This is a genomic window from Xenophilus sp. Marseille-Q4582 (assembly GCF_916700565.1).
In the GTDB taxonomy this organism is placed as follows: Bacteria; Pseudomonadota; Gammaproteobacteria; order Burkholderiales; family Burkholderiaceae_C; genus Xenophilus.
In genome coordinates this window covers 299,697-316,190 of sequence record NZ_CAKAKO010000003.1, presented here as the reverse complement: position 1 = coordinate 316,190, position 16,494 = coordinate 299,697, and the positions used below count along the sequence as shown (strand labels likewise).

Here is a 16,494-nt window from a genome sequence, read left to right as displayed (position 1 = left end):
CATCGGATGGGCGTCAGCTTGGCGGGGCCAGGAGATGCCGGCAGCAAGGAAGCCGATTGATGCAGACACCGCTTTGTGATCGGCAGGCGGCCCGTTGCCGCAGCGGTGTGCATAGACCGCAGGAGCTGGCACAGCAAGAGCGTCGTTTCGGGAGGGCGGCTGGAACTCCGTGGACGACCTTGGAGCTATCCCCTGGGGATAGCTCGCTGGTGCATCGCGGGCGTATGACGGTTGCTACAGCCGCCCTCGGGGGAACGGCGATGGGCGAATTACTGTCCGCCGGCCGGCTTGGTGCTGAGCGCCACCGACTCGATGCGGTACGGCAGGATGCCCACGCGCCGCGCCTCGACCTTGAACGTCACGCGCTCGTTCTCGTCGGCGTCCTCCCATTCGTCGCGCACGGTGCGGCCCTCGACCAGCACCCGCATACCTTTCTGGTACAGCGTCTTCCAGTGCTCGGCGTCGCGGTGCCACAGCTCCACGGGCGCCCAGAAGCCGCCGCGATCTTCGTACTCGCCGTCCTTCTTCGGGATCGGGTTGTCGAAGTAGACGTTCAGGCGAAGCAGCCGGCGCGGCTCGTCGTTGCCGTTCGGAAACTCGCGGTAGTCCGGCGCAGAACCGATGTTGCCCTCGCCGACGAAGTGCGTGCTCATGGTGACTCCTTGGTGGTGGGTGGAACGGCCGCGGTATGCCCGTGGACACGCCGCAGGTAAGCCGCTTCGGCCTGGGCGGCCTTGCTGGCGCATTCCAGGGCTTGGCGAGCGATGCTGTGGGTCAGGCTGATCTGCATGTTCAGCACGATGCGCTGCAGTTCGATCGCGTACAGCTCGTCGATCAGCGAGGCCGGCGTCGCGGGGTTGGCCAGCAGGGCCTCCCACAACGCCACGCCCATGGAGGAACGGTCGAGGTTGCGCCAGCGCAGGAAGGTCGTCCCTGCGCCAGTGGCCTGCTGGGCCAGTTGCACGTCGAGCAGGCTGAAGGGGTAGGCGCGTGCCTGGGGCAGCACACGCCGCTGCGCCAGGCCAATCACGTCGTCGCGCAGCGCTGCGCACTGGCTGGCCCAGGTCTCCAGACTCCCCTTACCCTTAAAAGGCTGTAAAAGGCCTTTTAGGTAGCCTGCGTGTTCCAGCCGCTGGAAGTCCGCCTGTTCCAGCGTCACGAAGCGCGTGGAGTGACTGATGGGGGGCGATGCCGTCATGCGTCAGCACCCTCATTACCCGTCGCTGGATTGGCTGCGCCATCCGTGTGAGCCGGCGCATCGGGCTCAATGGCGGGCGCAGCAGGCGGCGTGCCGGGCTTGGTCGTCCGCCGCGCGATCGGTGGCGCGAAGCGCGAGCGGCGCGTGCCTTCCAGCACGTCTTGCGGCAGCTCGCCGAACTTCTCCAGCGCCGCTCGCGCCGCGGCGTTCTTCGCCGCGAAGTCGTCGCGCGTCGTGCCCGAGTAGCGGTACTGCTGGGCGAGCGAGAACAGGCTGCGCAGCGCGTGCGCGCCATCATTGAGCCAGCGCTCCAAGGTGCTGCGGTCGATCAGCGCCGTGTGGTGCGCCAGGATGAGTTTGCGCGCCAGGTCGTCGTAGTCGGCCAGCAGGTACACCGCCATGAAGCCGAGCTGTGCATTCACGAACAGCGGCAGCTTCACCGGCTGCACATTCATGTTCTCGCCCAGCGACAGCGCCGGTGGCACGTCGGCCAGGGCCTGGTCGACCTGTTCGCGCAGGGTCTGCAGGCGGGTCTTGGTGTCGGCGAGCTTGTCCTCGATCCGCAACATCCACCAATCCGAGTACGGGTCGTCCTGCTCGGCGCCGCGCTTCATCTTGTTCATGGCGCCGATGAAGCCGTTGAGACCGATGATGCCGGGGCGCCCCTCGGTCGGCGCGCGGCCGTGCCAGATGCGCGAAGCGTGGTGCGTGTGCAGCGTCAGCGACATCGCGCTGCGCAGCGATCCGAGATTCAGTTGCAGGGGTTCTGTGCGTTCGTTGGCCATTGGAGCGACTCGCGGTGAAGGGGCGAGTCGCCAGCATCGGCATCGGCCGGAAGGCTGTCAGTCAACAAACCGCAGCCCATGCGCGCCCGGTTTGTTCCGCACGGAAGGCTGTGTGTGCCGGCTATCCCCTGGGGATAGCTCGGCGGAGTTGTTCGCGGCTCGCGCGGAGGTGAGACCGCGTTGCGGGGCTATGCCTCGCGAGGTCTGTACCAGGCGGCCCGTTGCCCCTCCACCTCACGGTAGCGAAGCTCGAACAGGCGGCACTCGTGCACCACCTGCCGCCAACTGCTGCAGCCGTACTTGGCTGGAAGCTGCTCGGGATGCTGGTCCGCGATCCAGCGGCCAGCGGCGGCAATGGGTGTCCAGCCCTCGACGGCCAACTGCGCGGCGGCCTCGCGCAGCGCGCGAACGATGCCGGCGGCCGGCCAGTCCACCGTGCCGTCCGGCGCGATGCCATTGACCACCAGGTCGTGGAACACATCCGACTGGACGAACTCCGCTGCCAGGCGCCGCGCCTGATCCATGTGCTCGGCCCAGCCGCGCAGCTGCTCAAAGTGTTGATCGATGCGCGTGTAGGCGGAACCGAGTTCGTCCTGTGCAGCGCGACACCCGTCCACGGTCCATAGATCGTGCTGGTCGATGAAGTGGTGCACCAGGGTGTTGCGCAGCGATACCAGGTCTTTGAGGTCGGCCTGGGTTTTGGCGTAGTCCTGCGCAGACAGGCTCAGTTGCACGCGCGTGCGAAAGGAAATCACGTCGCCGGGAAGATCGTTGTCGCGTTCCTTGCCACCATTTCCATCGGTGACCACATACGAACCAAACAGTTGTCCGACCAACGTGCCCAGGGTCTTGGTCGCGGCATCTTCGATCCGCGCTGTGCGAATGGCCTCCAGCGAATGCGCCGGGCCTGAAATCTCGTGGTGCGCCACGATGGCTTTCATGAGGCGCTCGTATTGTTGAAGGCGCAACAGGCATCTGCCCAGCAAGCGCTGAACGTCTCGCTGCAGTGGTTGCAGTACGTTTGTGACGGGGGAAGTCGTCATGTCCATCATCGGCCGGGCTCGTGCGTGGCTGTCCTCGTCTGATTCACAGGCGACAGTTTCGCCTGTCGTTCGGCGGACGACAATTGAGCGCGGCGGAAAGGTGTCTGTTCCAGCTATCCCCTGGGGATAGTCAACATCAGCGATCACGCAAGGCTTCTCGGAGCTGTGCCAGGTAGGCACGTGCCACCTCGGGGTCAGCCGCACGGGATGCCGGTGGTGACGACGGCGGGGACGCTGGCGCCGCCGATGCACTTTCTCCGGCCCAGGCCTTGAACTCCCCGCGGATCGCCTTCTGGATGATGCCAAACAGGTAGCCGGCCGGGTTGCGTACCGCGCTGTTGTGGCAGCGTGCCGCCCACTCGTCGAGAACGGCCTGCCTCTGCGCCTCGTCCACCTGCTGCAGCGCCACCAGCGCGCCGGCCTGCTGCTCGTCCTTCAAGCGCAGGAAACGCTCGGGCAGCCGCAGGTTCTGCAAGGCCCTCGCGCGCGGTACTGTACGTACTTCATTTATACGATCATTACGTACTGTACGGTCCTCCTTCGGAATCCGAAGAGAGCCGTCCGGCGCGGGTTTCGGCCCTGCTTCGGATTCCGAAGACGGGCGCGCGCCATTCCGAAGCAGGGCTTCCTGGCCTTCTTCGGATTCGTGGTCCGCACCCTCCTGTGGATAACCTGGCGTCGTCCAGCCATGCCGTGCCATGCGCTGCGCGAGCACCTGCAGGCGGGTCGGCAGCGTGCGCCCGCTGAGCAGCGGGTCTTCGGCGATCTCTCGCAGCGTGTTCATGCCCACGACCTGCACCGCCTTCGCCGCGTGCGTGAGCGCTTGGCTCACCAGGCCCAGATAGTCGGGGTCGAGCTGCATCGCCTCGAAGGGCGACAGCGGTTCGTCGTGCAGCACGTAGAGGTTCCCCTGGATGCGGCCGGTCTTGGGATCGCGCCGCCGCCGCACCAGGCTGAGCCAGCGCGTCAGCCGCAGCAGCGTCAAGGCGCGCGCCACGGTCTCGTGCGAGGCTTGCGCCGCACAGGGCATGGACGCCAGATATGGGCGGAGCTGGTCGTAGGTGGGAAAGGCGGTCACGCCGTCGTCGTTGAGCTGCAGGCGGAACACCTGCCAGGCGTTGCGTTCCAGCGGGGTCAGGCGCCGGTCGAGGAACAGTCGGCGCGGCACGCTCTCATGGCGGTTGCCGCTGTAGAGAAAGCCGTCCTGGCTCGGCGCCGTGCCCTGCGCCGGTTCCTTCGGCTCAAGGTGCCGCAGCGCCTCGTCGAACAACGCCGACAGCGCAACCGGGCCTTCGCGCCGTGGTGCGCCACCCGTGGTCATGGCCTACACCAGCCCCTGGTCGATCCAGTTGCGTATCGCCGCCCACACCACCGACATCGGCAGGCTCAGCGCCTCGGCCAGATCCATGGTCAGCGCCAGCATCGCCATGTCGTCGGTCAGGGCGATATGGCGCTCGGAGACGCCGGCCTTCCAGCGCTCCCACAAGGCCACGTCCTGCGCCTCGTCGAGCACCGGATGCCGGCCCTTGCGCTTGGGCAGCCCGAGGATGTCGCGGCGCAGCGCCACTTCCTGATGCGTGAGGCCGTAGAACTTGCTGACCATCTCCGTGCTCGCCCCCAGGCGCAGCATGCGGTCCACCGTGGCGATCTCCCGCTCCACGTCGTGCACCTGGCTCAGCAGCCGCTTCAACACTTCCCGGTTCACCGACACCGAACACCACGACACCGTGGCATTCACCAGCATGCTCACGAGTTCGGGGTGCTTCAGCGCATCCAGCTCCTCCTCGCCGAAGCCCATGGCCTTGCAGCGGCGCAACTGGCCGTTGCGCAGGTCATGCAGGGCCTGGGCGATCACGGCCTGGTTGAGTGGGTGCGGTGCCGACATGCGGGAGCCTCCTGCGCTCAGGAATCCTGGCTCGCTACGCCGGCTTCCAGATCCAGCAGCCGGCGCGCCAGGCGCAGCAGACGGAACAGCTTCACCAGCGCAGCATCGCTCAGGCGTGTGGCCGAGCCGCCGTGGCCATGCAGCAGCGCCGCCAGCTCGTCGGCCAGCCGCGCGCGGTCCAATCCGTTCGCGGAGGGCGGAGCCGCACTCAGCACATGCAGCAGGGTCAGCACCGCCCGCGCGAACGCCGGCAGCGCCTTCGCCTGGCCCACGGCCGGTGCCACGCAGACGAAGCCGATGCCGCCGACGCTGGCCTCGATGTGGTCGGCGACCGCCGCTTCCTCGCCGATCTCGCGCGCGAACTGCGCGATGTGCACGCGCAGGCGATCCGGCGCGTCCAGCCCCGGCTCGATATACCAGACGTCCGAGATGGGATAGAGCCCGCCAGCCTGCACGGGGATCGCACGCAGCGCGTCGGCCTCGAAGTCGGGCAGCTTGTCGCCGAGCTGGTCCGCGACCATCCGTTGGATGGACAGCAGGCGCTCGGTGGTCGGTGCCGGTGTCACGATGTGCCCTTGCAGACGCTCGTCGCGTTGCCCGTACTGTTCCTCCGGCGCTCCGGTCGGTGCAGGCGGTGTTGCTGCTGGCGCCGGAGGCGCGACCGGCGTGGCGTCGCGCGGCACAGACGAGGCGGGTGGCTGCTGAGGCGTGGAGACCGGCGGGGGAGGAGCAGCAGGCACGACAGGCGCTGCCGGTGGCGTCGGCACCGCTGGTTCGCTGGTCAGCGCACGCTGGCGGCTTTCGCTGTCGTTGATCTCCAGCGCCAGCGTGTCGTAGTCCACCTCCAGCAGCTCGGCCATCTGGCCCACCAGCTCGTCCTGCACCCGCTGCGGCGAGAAATCGTCCGGCTGTGTGTCGAACTGCGTCAGCACGTCCTGAAACAAGGTGGCGAAGTCCATGGCCACGGTGCGGCCCAGCGCACGCCGCTCCCAGGTGCGCTCGCACGCCTTGCGCAGCACCGCGAGCCGGTCCACCTGATGCCGGCCCAATCCGCCGTACAACAGCGTCGGGATCGCCGGCAGCAGATAGCGCACCGCATCGTTCATGCGGCTGATGTGTGACTGCGGCACCGGATAACCGTCGGCAGTCAGCCGCCGCGCGAGTTCGCTCTGCGACAGCGCCTGGCCGCTTTCCTGCTCGTAGAACTCGCGCGCCTTCTCGATGCCCAACGCCCGCTCGATGAAGGTCAGGCCGCCGCGCAGCTCGTTCTCGGCCAGATGCCCGGTCAGCGCCACGATCTCGCCGCGCGCCGGCCACGGGCGGAACAGGCACGCAATCCGGAAGAAGCGTTCCTCCTTGGTCTCGCTCCACAACTCGCGCAGGATCGCCAGCCGCGTGTTGCCGCCGTTGCGAATGATGTAGTGCGCCTCGCCCGGCCTGCGCGTGATCGCGGGGGGCGCGTCCAGCCCACGTTCGCGGATGGACGCCTTGATCTCCGCATAGGCCGGGTTGCGCGTCACGCGCGGGTCGTGGTCGTAGGGCCGCAACTGGTCCAGCGTCACCACCATCGGCGTGTCGGCGATGGGGTCGCTCAAGGTCGCGGCCGAAGGGCCGCTGCGCTCGAAGCCGGTGGCCAGCAGCTTGGCAGCCATGTCCTGCGGCGTCAGCTCAGCCACGGCTGTTCTCCTGCGCCTGCCGGTCGGCGCGGCGAAGTTGCGCGCGGGCATTGCGGTCAGCACGGTGGTCGCTCGCCGTCGAGCTGGTGTAGATCGACGCGCAGCCTTGCTTCGTGAATTTCAGGTGCCCGCCGGACGTGCGCACCACGCGCCAGCCTTCGCCCAGCGCGAACTCGATCAGCGCGCGCAGCCGTTCGCGGCCGCGCGCCAGTTCATGCGCGCTCGCCATGGCCGGCCCCTCCCGCATCGGCCCGGCCGGTGACCAGCGCGAAGCACTCCCGCCACGCGGGGAACAGCTCGCCGGCCAGCGTGCGCATGGTGTCCAGCGCCGCGGGCGCCGTGCGCCCAGCTGGCCGCCGGTACTCCACCCGATGCACCGGCAATCCTCGTGTCGCAGCGCGCGGATAGGCTTCGATGGCCGGCACGTCGGTGTCCAGCACCTGCACGCCGGCCTGTTCCTGGAACACCTGTCGCAGCGCCTGCTGGACCAGCCGCGCGTTCGACGACACCGGATGCACACGGTTGATGAGCAGGCGCAGCGGCGGCGGCTCGATGCCCAGGTGGCGATACGGCGCGATGTCCTCGATCAGTTGCAGTGTGCCGCGGCGCAGTTCGCGCGCGGCCAGAATCTCCGGCGTCACCGGTGACAGCGCCAGGTCGGACGCCAGCACAGCCATCTCCAGCAGCACGCTGCGCGCGCCCTGGGTGTCGATCAACAGCAGGTCATAGTGCGTGCGGAAGACGGGCAGCAAATGGCGCAGTCGCAGGCGCCCATCCGGAGCGTGCAGCAGCAGCGTGTTCAGTTCGCCGCGGTCGTCGTTGGAGAGCACCAGGTCCAGGCCCGCGATCGCGGTGCGCGACACCAGTTGCTCGATGCGCCGTTCGTTGAAGGCCAGCATCTCGTAGATGCCGCCGGGCGCGCGCACGTCCAGCGTGAAGTAGCTCGACAGCGTGGGCTGCACGTCCAGATCCAGCAGCAGCACGCGCAGCCCGGCATCGGCGATGAAGCCGCCCAGGTTGGCCGCCGTCGTGGTCTTGCCCACGCCGCCCTTGGTCGAAATGATGGACACCACCTGCATGAGCTTCTCCTCCTCGAATGGCATGAACCGAGAAGAAGCGTCAGGCGCGTTCTTTGAGGCGATCGGCGATCCACTGTTCGATCTCCACCGAGTCCCAGCCCACCGCGCGCACGCCCAGGCGCAGCGCCTTGGGGAACTTGCCTTCCTTCATCAGGCTGTAGATGTGCGCGCGCTTGAAGCCGGTCTTGGCTTCGACCTCGGCGCGGCGCAGGATGCGGTGCTCGGCCGGCACTGCCGGCGCGGTGGTCTGCGAAGACATGAGAGACACTCCTTGACGCTCACTGGCGCTGTTCGGAAAGTGCCTCGTATTCAATACACCGCGGTCGCCGAAATCACTGCAATTGCAGAAGCAGCGACTGCAATTGCAGTGCGCCGCATCGGCATCATGCTGGCCGCGTCGTCAGCGCGACGCCTCCAGGTGGCGCCGCGCCTGCGCGAGCTTGCTCCACAGCGTCCGCTCGCTGAGACCCGGCCGCCCCTCATGGTGTGCGATCAGCGCGCTGACCACGGCATCCATGCTGCGGAACGACGAATAGGCCGCGCCTGACGGCGAATTGCCCAGCAGCAGCGTCAGCAGTCCGCCGATGATGTTGAGGTAAGTCGTCTCGCTGCGCAGGCCAGGCTCGCGCGCCTGTTCGTCGTTGGCCGCGCGCGTGGCATGTTCCTTCGCCAGTGCTTCGTGCGCGGTGCGCAGCGTTTCATGCACCAGGGCAAGTTCGGCAAGTTGCGACTTCGCTGCTTCGCGATCGGCCAGCAGAATGTTGAGCGTGTCCACGCTCACCGCCGGATGCACCGCGCGTTCGATGCCGTCAAACAAAAACCCCGGCCGATCGCCGGGGTAGAACTGCGACATCCACGCTTTCAAGTCCACGTGGCGCACGGTCAACTCGGGGTCGTCGAGCGCCGGCCGCTGCGAGTCCAGCACGATGCCGGCCTTGCCACCGAGCAATTCGCCATGCGTCAGCGCGTCGAAGATGCGCTCGGCATACAGGCGCAGCAGCGGCCAGCGCGGGAATTCGCCGGGCTCCGGCATGGCACGCTGCTCCAGCGCTTCCAGAATACGCTGCTCGAAGCGCAGGAGACCGCACCAGCGGACGGCCGCCTCGATCGGTCGGTAGTACGTCTTTGCGCCAAAGGCGTGGCTGCTCGATTTCGGCATATCGCGCTCTTCCCATCGTCGGATCGACACATGGCAAGCGCGCGCGGCCCACATGGGCGCAGCGATTGCCCAAAGAACCCGATGAAGCGCGAGCCGGTCGGCATCGTGGTGGACGTTGGGTGCGGCGATGTCGCCGAGCGTTACGCAGGGGGCAAACCTCCTTGCGGTGCCCGCTACACCTCAACCATAATGCACCTGCGAAAAATCTTGTTACCGGCGCAACGGTCTGAAAAGCCGCGCATCCAAGTTCGATCAGGAAGGGATGCTGCGCTTTACCGGAAAACCAGGGCAAAGTTTTCGTAGGAATACGGGCGGGGTAAAGCGCCAATGCGACTTCCGGCTGAGCCGGTTTGCATCCAGCAAGGGCTCATGCGTTCTGCGTCACTGCTGTGACCTCGACAGCTTGAAGGTGCCTTGCTTGATGCCGGGTGGATAGGCCCGATTCGCCATCCATGCCCGTGACGCAAAAGGTCGGCCGCCGATGCAATGCGGGTCAAGGTCCAGACCGAAAGGGAATCGTACCGTCCAAAATCCCCGCGTCACATCGGGCGTTGATCGGTGCCTTGCGGGCGTCCGACACGCTCCACGCGGTCGATGAACTGCCGCAGCGGCTCCATGATTTCGCCTTCGGGTCGCAGTAGATAGGTCGTCAGCGAAGCGGTCTCGTCGGCCAGCGGCCGCACGACGACATCGGCCTGATGGCAACCCGCCAGATGCGCCGCGCTCGAAAAGCCCACGCCGTAGCCGGCGGCCACGAGGGCCAGCATCAGGGAATGGGTCTTGACGTACTCGGCTACCGTCGGCGGCGCATCCACCGTGCGGAGCAGCCGTTCGCGCTGCCGGCTGCAACCTTCGCAGACCTGGGGATCGCACAGCACCAGCGGATAGCTCGCCACTTCCTCCAGCGGCACTTCCTTGAAAGCCAGCAGCGGATGCCTGGCGGGCAAAGCCACCACCAGCGGGTCTCGCCACACCGGCATGGCGACGATGCCGGCGTCCATTTCACCAGCCAATGCAAAACCTGCGTCATACAAGTCGTTGCGCAGTCCAGTCACCAACTGCGCCAGTGGCGTTTCAAATATCCGAATGCCGACCTGTGGTGCCTCCTCGCGGCAAAGCGCAAGCAACGCCGACAAGCGGGCCTGCCCCATGTCACCAGATATTGATTCGGCCCTTGTGCACTTGAATTTATCTGCACCGCCCCCAACTCGGATTCATGCAAGCAACTGACATGAGATCGTTGAGCCACGAAGCGCGGCATGAGCGCCGGGTTCAGGTCATCCGGCTACGCAAGGCCGGCAACACCTACGACAAGATCGCCGCGCTCACCGGCCTGAGTCGCACAGGCGTCTTCAACATCTGCAAACGCCATGAGGCGCTCGGTGCCAAGGCGCTGCACGACGCCATTGGCGGGCGCAAGCTCGGCGAAAACCGCTTGCTCGACCCCGCCCAGGAGGCCCTGGTGCGCAAGCTCATCGCCGACAAGACGCCCGATCAGCTCAAGATGCCCTACGCGCTGTGGACCCGCGCCGCTGTGGCCCAACTCATCGAACAGCGCTTTGGGCTGCGACTGCAAGTGCGCACCATGGGCAAGTACCTGGCGCGCTGGGGCTTCACGCCGCAAAAGCCGATGAAGAAGGCCTACGAGCAGTCACCGGCGGCGGTCAAGACGTGGCTCGACGAGGACTGCCCCGCCATTGCCGCGCGGGCCAAGGCCGAGGGAGCCGAAATTCACTGGGGCGACGAGAGTGGACTGCGCAGCGACGATGTACGCGGCCGTGGTTTTGCGCCCAAGGGCCAGACGCCGGTGGTGCGGGTCAACAACAAGCGCCACAACCTGTCGGTCATCTCCACCGTGACCAACAAAGGGCAGATGCGCTGGCGCATCTTTGACGGGGCGCTCAACACCACAATCCTGATCGACTTCCTGCGCCGGCTGATCAAGGGACAGACCAAGAAGGTGTTCCTGATCCTGGACAACCTGCGGGTGCATCATGCCAAACCGGTCAAGGCCTGGCTGGCCGAGCATGCCGATGCCATCGAGGTGTTCTACCTACCGAGCTATAGCCCGGAGTTGAACCCGGATGAGATGGCCAATGCGGATATCAAGCAGGCGGTCACGAAGCTGGCACCGGCGCGAACGAAGCTGCAACTGGCCAAAGCCACAGCCAAGCACCTTCGCAGCGTGCAACGCCAGCCCGAGCGCATCCGCAAGTACTTCGAGCACGCCACGGTACGCTATGCGGCTTGAGTCAAGTTCATTGAGGCCGGATCAATAGTGCGATGCGCAGCGTGTTCCGCTGGTTCGCTGCGGCGCGTGCCTTGGTCTGCGCTTGCTCGAAGGCCAGCAGTACGCGCCGGGCTTCTTCGAGGAAGACCTGTCCCGCCGGTGTGAGACGAACACTGCGTGGCAAGCGGTTGAGCAGCGGCACCCCTAAATCCGCCTCCATCTGGCGGATCGTGCGCGACAGTGGAGACTGTTCGATGTGCAGCCGTCGAGCAGCCCGGCCGAAGTGCAGTTCCTCGGCTACGGCGATGAAGCAGCGAAGATGGCGTAAGTTCATGCTTTCTCCCTACCGATGTGATCAGTCCATATCATCGTAGGGAGCCGAATAGTGCGGAGGATTCACCTCTGTATCGAGATGAGAGCCATCCTGGGGGGTGATGCTCGGATGCTTTTCGCCCATGTCAGCGCCTACGGCGAAGCTCTCGTTCGAGATCGCCCAGCTGCGACGCCTGAAGTTCGGCAAGAAGAGCGAGCAGCTCGATGCCGAACAACGCGCGCTGTTCGACGAGGCTCTGGACGCCGACCTTGCCGCGGCTGAGGCGCAGCTCCAGGAACTGCTGGGCAAGAAGAAGCCGCCGGCTAAGCCTGGCGCGATGCCTAAGCGCACCGCCTTGCCGGCGGACCTGCCGCGCGTGGACTGCCACCACGAGCCCGAGAACACCCGCTGCGCGTGCGGCTGTGCGCTCAAGCGCATCAGCGAGAAGCTGGACTACACGCCGGGCGTGTTCACGGTCGAGTGCCACATCCGCAGCAAGTGGACCTGCGCATAGGTGCCGAACGCTGACCCAGGCGCCGGTCCCGGCGGAGATCATCGCCAAGGGCATCCCCACCTCCGGGCTGCTCGCGTAGGTGCTGGTCGCAAAGGACTCCGACCATCTGCCGCTTACATGGTCGTCCCTAGGCAAGCAGGAATAAGCTGCGTGAGTGAATCGGGAGGTTTGCGTAGCTGATGGCTGGCCAGCAGCGTCTGCGCCGGCGGCTTCACCGGCACGAAGCGCATGTGCGGGCGGGTTGCCGCCTCGCAGATCGCTGCGGCATCGGCCGCACCGTTCTTGCGTCCCTTGCCGGCCATGCGGTAGGGCGTGACGAAGTGGCCTGCAATCAGCCGCGCATCCAGCCCATAGCCGCGCAGCTTGCGTGCCCAGTGATGCGCACCGCCGCAGGCCTCCAGGGCCACCAGGCAGCCGGGAGGCAGCTCCGCGCACCAGGCCGCAAACTTGTCAGCGGCCAGCGCCTTGGCAACCGCCACGCGCGCATCCACCGCATGCACCTAGATAACCCGCTTGGCCAGATCCACCCCGACTCGGGCAATCTCGTTCATGGACTTCCCCTTTCACATGGCTGCAGATTGATGACTTGGGGAGCACCATCGCGGTGGCAGCCAACATTTGTTTCCTGGCTGCTTACGATTGAGTCACATCAATCGGCCAGCAGATCGCTGGATGTTGACTCTTAACTTTCGGCATGTTAGGCGCAATATCTTGCAAAGTCTTGCAAGAATTTCCTCAGGCGAGGCCGCGTGACGACGGAACTTGTGGGGGTGGTATGACAGCGCGCCAGCAGGCGATCTTCACACTCGACGAGTTGGCTGCCTACTTGAAAGTCGGCAAGCGGACGCTTTACCGGCTCGCCTCGCACGGGGAGATTCCGGCCTTCAAGGTCGGCGGGACGTGGCGGTTTCGTCAAAGTGAAATCGATCGATGGATCAATGATCAGATCCAAGCAGGCAGAAAGAAGGAGGTGATACGCACAGATGAGCAGCCAAAGTCAGCGGAACACTCCGTGTCGTCTGGGCGCGCTGTCCGTCGCCGCAGGCAAACGGAGTGAGCGAGAGTCTTCAATTTTTCTTCTGGAGGTGTGACATGGACATTGATTTCAAGAAATTGGCTCCCTGGAACTGGTTCAAGAAGGAGCAGGAAGAACAACAGAGCACTGCCTCGCTGCCGGTGCAGCGCAATGACCTGCCGGTGGCGGGTGGGCCCGTCAGTCCCATCCTGCAATTGCATCGCGAGATCGACCGCCTGTTCGACGACGCGTTTCGAGGCTTCGGTTTCCCGACGCTGGCCATGCCACGCTGGCCGTCGGACTGGCCGGGCATGCTGAAGCCGGCGCTGGACATCCAGGAGACCGACAAGCAGTACAAGATCGCCCTGGAAGTACCCGGCGTCGAGGAAAAAGACATCCAGATCACGCTCGACAACGACGTGCTGCTGGTGCGCGGTGAAAAGCGTCAGGAGCAGGAAACGAAAGACGGCGGTTTCCACCGGGTGGAGCGCTCCTACGGCAGCTTTCAGCGCGCTCTGAACCTGCCGGCCGATGCCAACCAGGACACGATCAAGGCCGCTTTCAAGAACGGCGTGCTCACGATCACGATGGAAAAGCGCGAGGCCAGTACGCCCAAGCAGGGGCGCTCGATCCCGATCAACGGCTGACGCGGGGCAGCGCGTTTTTCTCAAAAACCACAAAGAGATGAGGCACCGTGATCGGCGGTGCCTCGTCAGATCAATCTTTACAGGAGCATCAGCATGGCCAGAAAACAATGCCAAGTCTGCGGCCAGCCCGCCACGGTGCGGGTGGAAGCCAATCTCAATGGTCGCCACAGCACCATGCTGTTGTGTGACGATCACTATCGCCAACTGGTGCGCCAGCAAAAGCGCACCGTCTCACCGCTGGAAGCCTTGTTCGGCTCGCGCAGCGGGCTGTTCGAAGACTTCCTTGGCAGCGACTTCTTCCGCATCGGTGACGACGCACCGTCCATGGCGGCCGATACCGACGAGGTCGTCGATGCCTCGTTCGGCGAACCCGCCCCGGCCGGTACGGGCACCGCGCGCCGTCGCGGCAGTGGGCTCGCCAGCCGTATCAGCGAACAGTCCGAGGCCCTATTGCAGGAGGCCGCCCGACACGCTGCAGAGTTCGGGCGCGCCGAAGTCGATACCGAACACCTGCTGCTGGCGCTATCCGACAGCGACGTGGTCAAGACCATCCTGGGGCAGTTCAAGATCAAGGTCGATGACCTCAAGCGCCAGATCGAATCCGAAGCCAAGCGCGGCGATAAGCCGTTCGAGGGCGAGATCGGCGTGTCGCCCCGGGTCAAGGACGCGCTCAGCCGTGCTTTCGTGGCCTCCAACGAACTCGGCCACTCTTATGTCGGGCCGGAGCATTTCCTGATCGGGCTCGCCGAGGAAGGCGAAGGTTTGGCGGCCAACCTGCTGCGCCGTTACGGCCTCACGCCGCAAGCGCTGCGCCAGCAGGTAAGCAAGGTGGTCGGCAAAGGGGCCGAGGATGGCCGCGCCGAGACGCCGACCAACACGCCGGAACTCGACAAGTATTCGCGCGACCTCACCAAGATGGCGCGCGAGGGCAAGCTCGATCCGGTCATCGGCCGCGCGCAGGAGATCGAGACGACCATCGAAGTGCTGGCCCGGCGCAAGAAGAACAACCCGGTGCTGATCGGCGAGCCCGGCGTCGGCAAGACCGCCATCGTCGAAGGGCTGGCGCAGCGCATGGTCGCCGGCGAAGTGCCCGAGACGCTGCGCGACAAGCGTCTGGTCGAACTCAACATCAACGCCATGGTGGCAGGCGCCAAGTACCGCGGCGAGTTCGAGGAGCGCGTGCAGAAGGTGCTCAAGGAAGTGACCGAGCACCAGGGCGAGCTGATTCTCTTCATCGACGAGGTGCACACCATCGTCGGTGCAGGCCAGGGTGGCGGCGAAGGCGGGCTGGACGTGGCCAACGTGTTCAAGCCGATGATGGCGCGCGGCGAACTGAACCTGATCGGCGCTACCACGCTCAACGAGTATCAGAAGTACATCGAGAAGGACGCCGCGCTGGAGCGTCGCTTCCAGCCGGTGATGGTGCCCGAGCCGACGATAGCGCAGACCATGATGATCCTGCGCGGCCTGCGCGACACCTTCGAGGCGCACCACAAGGTCAGCATCACCGAGGATGCGATCATCGCCGCCGCCGAGTTGTCGGACCGCTACATCACCGCGCGCTTTTTGCCTGACAAGGCCATCGACCTGCTCGACCAGGCGGCCGCACGCGTGAAGCTGTCGGCCACGGCCCGCCCGGTGGCGGTGCAAGAGCTGGAGTCCGAACTGCACCAGCTGCGGCGTGAGCAGGACTATGTGGCCTCGCGCAAGCAGTACGACAAGGCCGCCGAGCTGGGCAAGCGCATCGAGGCCAAGGAGACTGAACTCAAGAAGCTCGTCGAGGAATGGGAACGCGAGCGCGCCTCGGGCAGCGCCGAAGTCAAGGCCGAGCATGTCGCGCAGATCGTCTCGCGCCTGACCGGCATTCCGGTCAACGAGCTGACGGTGGAAGAACGCGAGAAGCTGCTGCATCTGGAGCAGCGGCTGCACGAGCGCCTGGTGGGCCAGGACGAAGCAGTGCGCGCGGTGGCCGATGCCGTGCGGTTGTCGCGCGCGGGCCTGCGCGAAGGCAGCAAGCCGGTGGCGACTTTTCTGTTCCTCGGGCCGACCGGCGTGGGCAAGACCGAGCTCGCCAAGGCGCTGGCCGAGTCCATCTATGGCGATGAAGGTGCGCTGCTGCGCATCGACATGTCCGAGTACGGGGAACGCCATACCGTGGCACGCCTGGTGGGGGCGCCTCCGGGTTACGTCGGCTACGACGAGGGTGGCCAGCTCACCGAGAAGGTGCGGCGCAAACCCTACAGCGTGTTGCTGCTGGACGAGATCGAGAAGGCTCACCCCGACGTCTACAACATCCTGCTGCAGGTGTTCGACGACGGGCGGCTCACCGACGGCAAGGGCCGGGTGGTGGATTTCACCAATACCATCATCATCGCCACCTCGAACTTGGGCTCGGACATCATCCAGCGTCGGCTGAAGGCCCGTGGCGCCGCCGGCGAGGAATACGAGAAGACCAAGTCCGAGGTGATGGACGTGCTGCGCGGACACTTCCGCCCCGAGTTCCTCAACCGCATCGACGAGATCATCGTCTTCCATGCGCTGGGCAAGGAGGAGATCCGCCATATCGTCGGCCTGCAACTCGATCGTGTGGCCCGCAACGCCGCCAGCCAGGGCGTGACGCTGACCTTCGATCAGACCTTGATCGACCACTTCGCGGAGGAAGGCTACAAGCCCGAGTTCGGCGCGCGTGAGCTCAAGCGGCTGATCCGCAGCGAGCTGGAAACTGCTCTGGCGCGCGAGATGCTGGGTGGCGGTATCGGCAAGGCCGATCACGCCAGCGCCCGCTGGGACGACAAGGCCGAACGGGTGGTCTTCGAGCGCCAGGAGCCACCCGCGAAGCCGGCCGAGCCTGAGAAGCCCGATGCCGCGAACGTGGCCGAGACGCCGCCGAGCGACGCGAGCAAGCCTGCGCGCAAGAAGAAGTCAGCGGGCGGCGAATCTTGAGTCATGG

General features: G+C 65.7%; 15 protein-coding genes and 4 pseudogenes. 5 read left to right on the top strand and 14 right to left on the bottom strand.

Features of this window, described 5'->3' with window-relative positions; translation table 11 throughout:
• Positions 1–269 precede the first annotated feature (269 nt).
• The 12 genes and pseudogenes from LG388_RS11970 to LG388_RS11915 form a co-directional block, all read right to left on the bottom strand.
• Positions 270–653, bottom strand: coding sequence for a single-stranded DNA-binding protein (locus LG388_RS11970; protein WP_003141056.1), 384 nt, complete (start codon positions 651–653; stop codon positions 270–272).
• On the bottom strand, positions 650–1,198 hold the full coding sequence (locus LG388_RS11965) for a DUF3158 family protein (RefSeq protein WP_009521552.1): 549 nt from the start codon (positions 1,196–1,198) through the stop codon (positions 650–652). The genes LG388_RS11970 and LG388_RS11965 overlap by 4 nt, the downstream gene beginning before the upstream one ends.
• Positions 1,195–1,983: a PFL_4669 family integrating conjugative element protein gene (locus LG388_RS11960; protein ID WP_033980479.1), complete on the bottom strand. Its 789-nt coding sequence runs from the start codon at positions 1,981–1,983 to the stop codon at positions 1,195–1,197. Before LG388_RS11960 ends, LG388_RS11965 begins: the two co-directional genes overlap by 4 nt.
• A 188-nt stretch (positions 1,984–2,171) precedes the next feature.
• The gene (locus tag LG388_RS11955; RefSeq protein WP_033980480.1) at positions 2,172–2,924 is read right to left on the bottom strand and encodes an OST-HTH/LOTUS domain-containing protein; all 753 of its coding nucleotides are present in this window, start codon (positions 2,922–2,924) and stop codon (positions 2,172–2,174) included.
• A gap of 238 nt (positions 2,925–3,162) precedes the next feature.
• Entirely contained in the window at positions 3,163–4,347 is a 1,185-nt protein-coding gene (locus LG388_RS11950) for an STY4528 family pathogenicity island replication protein (protein ID WP_003141061.1), read from the bottom strand.
• A 3-nt stretch (positions 4,348–4,350) separates the two neighbouring features.
• Positions 4,351–4,911 (bottom strand): DUF2857 domain-containing protein, encoded by a 561-nt coding sequence (locus LG388_RS11945; protein WP_003141063.1) that lies wholly within the window; start codon positions 4,909–4,911, stop codon positions 4,351–4,353.
• A 17-nt stretch (positions 4,912–4,928) separates the two neighbouring features.
• Entirely contained in the window at positions 4,929–6,587 is a 1,659-nt protein-coding gene (locus tag LG388_RS11940) for a ParB family protein (protein ID WP_003141065.1), read from the bottom strand.
• Positions 6,580–6,816, bottom strand: a complete 237-nt coding sequence (locus LG388_RS11935) for a hypothetical protein (protein WP_033980481.1) — start codon at positions 6,814–6,816, stop codon at positions 6,580–6,582. Before LG388_RS11935 ends, LG388_RS11940 begins: the two co-directional genes overlap by 8 nt.
• Positions 6,800–7,666 carry a ParA family protein gene (locus LG388_RS11930; protein ID WP_033980500.1) on the bottom strand — a complete coding sequence of 289 codons (867 nt, stop codon included), beginning with the start codon at positions 7,664–7,666 and terminating at the stop codon, positions 6,800–6,802. The genes LG388_RS11935 and LG388_RS11930 overlap by 17 nt, the downstream gene beginning before the upstream one ends.
• Before the next feature lie 40 nt (positions 7,667–7,706).
• Positions 7,707–7,925 carry an AlpA family transcriptional regulator gene (locus LG388_RS11925; protein ID WP_003141069.1) on the bottom strand — a complete coding sequence of 73 codons (219 nt, stop codon included), beginning with the start codon at positions 7,923–7,925 and terminating at the stop codon, positions 7,707–7,709.
• 141 nt (positions 7,926–8,066) lie between these two features.
• Positions 8,067–8,825 (bottom strand): hypothetical protein, encoded by a 759-nt coding sequence (locus LG388_RS11920; protein ID WP_023123931.1) that lies wholly within the window; start codon positions 8,823–8,825, stop codon positions 8,067–8,069.
• A 539-nt stretch (positions 8,826–9,364) separates the two neighbouring features.
• Positions 9,365–9,973, bottom strand: a pseudogene (locus LG388_RS11915) (LysR family substrate-binding domain-containing protein); the annotation flags it as partial.
• A 68-nt stretch (positions 9,974–10,041) separates the two neighbouring features.
• Between LG388_RS11915 and LG388_RS11910 the strand changes: the two are divergent.
• Positions 10,042–11,076: an IS630 family transposase gene (locus LG388_RS11910; protein WP_225783013.1), complete on the top strand. Its 1,035-nt coding sequence runs from the start codon at positions 10,042–10,044 to the stop codon at positions 11,074–11,076.
• A gap of 25 nt (positions 11,077–11,101) precedes the next feature.
• On the opposite strand, the pseudogene LG388_RS11905 reads toward LG388_RS11910, so the two are convergent.
• A pseudogene (locus tag LG388_RS11905) lies at positions 11,102–11,389 on the bottom strand (LysR family transcriptional regulator); the annotation flags it as partial.
• Between the two features lie 139 nt (positions 11,390–11,528).
• Here LG388_RS11905 and LG388_RS11900 point away from each other — a divergent pair.
• Positions 11,529–11,958, top strand: a pseudogene (locus LG388_RS11900) (IS66 family transposase); the annotation flags it as partial.
• 121 nt (positions 11,959–12,079) lie between these two features.
• Here the strand turns inward: LG388_RS11900 and LG388_RS11895 are convergent.
• Positions 12,080–12,373 (bottom strand): annotated as a pseudogene (locus LG388_RS11895) (IS110 family transposase); the annotation flags it as partial.
• Between the two features lie 284 nt (positions 12,374–12,657).
• On the opposite strand from LG388_RS11895, the gene LG388_RS11890 reads away from it, so the two are divergent.
• The 3 genes from LG388_RS11890 (at position 12,658) to clpK (ending at position 16,487) form a co-directional block, all read left to right on the top strand.
• Complete coding sequence (locus tag LG388_RS11890; RefSeq protein ID WP_012761384.1) at positions 12,658–12,939, top strand: helix-turn-helix domain-containing protein; 282 nt, start codon at positions 12,658–12,660, stop codon at positions 12,937–12,939.
• A gap of 35 nt (positions 12,940–12,974) precedes the next feature.
• Positions 12,975–13,544, top strand: a complete 570-nt coding sequence (locus LG388_RS11885; RefSeq protein WP_024973321.1) for an Hsp20/alpha crystallin family protein — start codon at positions 12,975–12,977, stop codon at positions 13,542–13,544.
• Positions 13,545–13,637: 93 nt separating this feature from the next.
• Positions 13,638–16,487: a heat shock survival AAA family ATPase ClpK gene (gene clpK, locus LG388_RS11880; protein ID WP_225783012.1), complete on the top strand. Its 2,850-nt coding sequence runs from the start codon at positions 13,638–13,640 to the stop codon at positions 16,485–16,487.
• Positions 16,488–16,494: the final 7 nt, after the last annotated feature.

Coding starts and splice junctions, on each gene's coding strand:
- LG388_RS11920 (WP_023123931.1), bottom strand. CDS start 8,825: ATGCCGAAATCGAGCAGCCACGCCTTTGGCGCAAAGACGTACTACCGA.
- LG388_RS11925 (WP_003141069.1), bottom strand. CDS start 7,925: ATGTCTTCGCAGACCACCGCGCCGGCAGTGCCGGCCGAGCACCGCATC.
- LG388_RS11970 (WP_003141056.1), bottom strand. CDS start 653: ATGAGCACGCACTTCGTCGGCGAGGGCAACATCGGTTCTGCGCCGGAC.
- LG388_RS11890 (WP_012761384.1), top strand. CDS start 12,658: ATGACAGCGCGCCAGCAGGCGATCTTCACACTCGACGAGTTGGCTGCC.
- LG388_RS11885 (WP_024973321.1), top strand. CDS start 12,975: ATGGACATTGATTTCAAGAAATTGGCTCCCTGGAACTGGTTCAAGAAG.
- LG388_RS11965 (WP_009521552.1), bottom strand. CDS start 1,198: ATGACGGCATCGCCCCCCATCAGTCACTCCACGCGCTTCGTGACGCTG.
- LG388_RS11950 (WP_003141061.1), bottom strand. CDS start 4,347: ATGACCACGGGTGGCGCACCACGGCGCGAAGGCCCGGTTGCGCTGTCG.
- LG388_RS11930 (WP_033980500.1), bottom strand. CDS start 7,666: ATGCAGGTGGTGTCCATCATTTCGACCAAGGGCGGCGTGGGCAAGACC.
- LG388_RS11910 (WP_225783013.1), top strand. CDS start 10,042: ATGCAAGCAACTGACATGAGATCGTTGAGCCACGAAGCGCGGCATGAG.
- clpK (WP_225783012.1), top strand. CDS start 13,638: ATGGCCAGAAAACAATGCCAAGTCTGCGGCCAGCCCGCCACGGTGCGG.
- LG388_RS11935 (WP_033980481.1), bottom strand. CDS start 6,816: ATGGCGAGCGCGCATGAACTGGCGCGCGGCCGCGAACGGCTGCGCGCG.
- LG388_RS11960 (WP_033980479.1), bottom strand. CDS start 1,983: ATGGCCAACGAACGCACAGAACCCCTGCAACTGAATCTCGGATCGCTG.
- LG388_RS11955 (WP_033980480.1), bottom strand. CDS start 2,924: ATGAAAGCCATCGTGGCGCACCACGAGATTTCAGGCCCGGCGCATTCG.
- LG388_RS11945 (WP_003141063.1), bottom strand. CDS start 4,911: ATGTCGGCACCGCACCCACTCAACCAGGCCGTGATCGCCCAGGCCCTG.